This window comes from Desulfosarcina sp. (assembly GCF_041551955.1).
In the GTDB taxonomy this organism is placed as follows: Bacteria; Desulfobacterota; Desulfobacteria; order Desulfobacterales; family Desulfosarcinaceae; genus Desulfosarcina.
This window is the reverse complement of sequence record NZ_JBFELV010000582.1, coordinates 1-2,436: the sequence shown is the minus strand read 5'-3', so window position 1 is coordinate 2,436 and position 2,436 is coordinate 1. Positions and strand designations below refer to the sequence as shown.

The window sequence follows — 2,436 nt, the reverse complement described above, 5'->3', positions numbered from 1 at the left end:
GCGGTCATCACGTTTTCCAGCACGGTCATTTTGGGAAAGGGAACCGGGATCTGAAAGGTGCGCGACAATCGGCGCCGGCACATCTTCTCCGGGGTCTTGCCAGTCGTGTTCTCGCCGAACATGAACACCTGGCCCGAAGTGGGCGGGTTCAAACCGGCAATGGCGTTGACCAACGTGGTCTTGCCTGCCCCGTTGGGTCCGATCAACCCCACAATATCGCCTTCGTTGATGTGCATGGACACCGCGTTGACCGCCGTCAATCCGCCGAACTGCTTGGTTAACTCTTTGGTTTCCAGTACGATCATAAGCGTCTTTTCTTTAAGTCGGAGTCCATTGTAACAGCGGGGCCGGGAGTTGCTCCCGACCCCGCCCTTCAGGGATGCGGATCGATTTATTTGGCCTGGAACTCTTTGACTTTCCAATCATCCGGAAAGACGATGTCGCCCTTGCCATTGGTATATTGAATGACCGGGAAGTAATAGCCGTCCTTGGCCACCACCGGATCCGGAACACTCTCGGGGGTGTAGCGGTATTCGTTCATGATCAGAGCGCCATCGGCTTTACCAAAAGTCAGCTTTCCCGTGTGGACCTCTTCAACAAAGGTCTTGTGGATGGTGACTTTGTCCAGTTTGCCGTATTTCTCTAAAGTTTTGTTGAGGATCTTGATGAACATGTTGGTGCCGTCATAGCACAACCCACCGGCCGAAGGGCTGGGGTTGAAGCCATACTTGGCCTTAATGTCCGCGGCCCACTGCTGGGCTTCCTTGGTGGTCAATTGGGGGATCATGTCCAGCACGCCGTTGGAGGCGGGGCCGGCCATTGTATACCAATCACCCATCCAGCCCAGGCCATCAGCGATGACCACTGAGTTAAGGCCCACTTCACCGACCTGCTTGACAAAGGCCGTCATCGTCGGGGCGGCGGTGGAGGTGCCGGCCAATACAGCGACACCTTCTTTCTTGTATTTACCCAGCAGCGGATAGAAGTCGGTCTGGGTGAGCGGGAAGTAATCTTCGGATACAATCTCCCACCCCTTATCGGCAAAAAAGCCTTTCAAGGCGCCACCGAGGCTGCGGCCCCAGTCGCTGTCCTCGCCATAAATGGCGACGGTCTTGCTCTTGGGTTTCCAGGTACCTGCGGCGATGGCGTTTTCCAGGCACTCGACGTAGCCCAGGGCCATCTTGGCTGGAATCGGCCAGCCTTTACCGCCCCAGTAGCTGTATTTTTCGGGATCGCTGCGCCATTTCTGGTTGACCACCTCGGTGGCTCCGAAACCGAACCAGTGGGGAATTTTATACTGGGCAGCCACATCCATGGCGGCCACGGCAACCGAACTGTGCCAATTCTGCATGGCGCAGTCGATGCCCTTGCGTTCCACTGCTTCGGCATAGGCACTGGCTGCCTTTGCCGGGTCACTCTGGCTGTCGATCCAGACAATCTCGAGTTTGTAGTCACCCACCGTGTAGTTGATCTTGTCTAAAGCCATTTCCACGGAGGCTTTGAATTCGGCACCGTTTTTGGCTGACGGGCCGGTAAAGGGGCCCAAGACGCCGACCTTCAGCACTTTGGCCGCCATGGCAGTGCCGGCAAACAGGGTCAGGGCAAAACAAACCATTACCATACTCACTATCAGCTTCTTTCCTCTCATAGATTCCTCCATTGGGATTTGGGTTTGACCGCTCTTTGATGAAATAGAAATAAGGCCGCTTACGTGCAGTTAAATATTCGAACGCAATAAACATACCGCAACAACTGATTCATATTCATTCAATCAAAAATGATATCTTGAAATCAATTTTTTCCATTGACAACGATTTGTTAACTAATTATTTCGGAAGTGATCAAAATTGCATCTGTTTTCGCTGAAAGCCGCATAAGCAAAATATTTTTCTTATTTGCAAACTATTTTGCGCTTCAAGGTGAAAATTAATTTGCGCTTCGATCCGATAGGCAATGGAAAAACTTGGCGACCGCAGGGGAACAAGAATCATGTCGTCCCATGCCCCTCGATGGAAGCACACGGGAAAATGACGTCCGTCTGAAACCTACCCCTCGAACATGCCGGCCCGAAAGGGCTTGAGGTCGTACATGCAGAAGTTGTCCCGGCCGGCTAGCGCTTCGGCCGCGATGATCGTGGCCATCATGCGGCAGTCCAGCGGGTTCATGATCGCACCGTCAAGGCCCATGGCGATCGCCATGGTCATGAAGGTCCGGTTCATGAACTGCCGCGCCGGCAGCCCGCAGGAGATGGGGTTCGGGGTGGGGGGTTCAGACTCGGTCATCCGACTTCCGTCGTCTGGCCTACGCCACCAACTGCTTGACCAGCTTGACCGCCCCCGGCGCGTCGGCGCTGTAGCCGTCGGCCCCGATCTGGTCGGCAAAGGCCTGGGTCACCGGCGCGCCGCCGATGATCGTGCGCGTGGCCATGCCCGCCTC

The 2,436-nt window shown here is 55.0% G+C and carries 3 protein-coding genes; all 3 read right to left on the bottom strand.

Annotated features, from left to right (window positions below; translation table 11 throughout):
* On the bottom strand, positions 1 to 305 hold a 305-nt coding region (locus ABYV26_RS24445; RefSeq protein WP_372683958.1), incomplete at its 3' end, for an ATP-binding cassette domain-containing protein.
* An 86-nt stretch (positions 306 to 391) separates the two neighbouring features.
* Positions 392 to 1,648: an ABC transporter substrate-binding protein gene (locus ABYV26_RS24440; protein ID WP_372683957.1), complete on the bottom strand. Its 1,257-nt coding sequence runs from the start codon at positions 1,646 to 1,648 to the stop codon at positions 392 to 394.
* A gap of 397 nt (positions 1,649 to 2,045) precedes the next feature.
* The gene (locus tag ABYV26_RS24435) at positions 2,046 to 2,282 is read right to left on the bottom strand and encodes a hypothetical protein (RefSeq protein ID WP_372683956.1); all 237 of its coding nucleotides are present in this window, start codon (positions 2,280 to 2,282) and stop codon (positions 2,046 to 2,048) included.
* Positions 2,283 to 2,436: the final 154 nt, after the last annotated feature.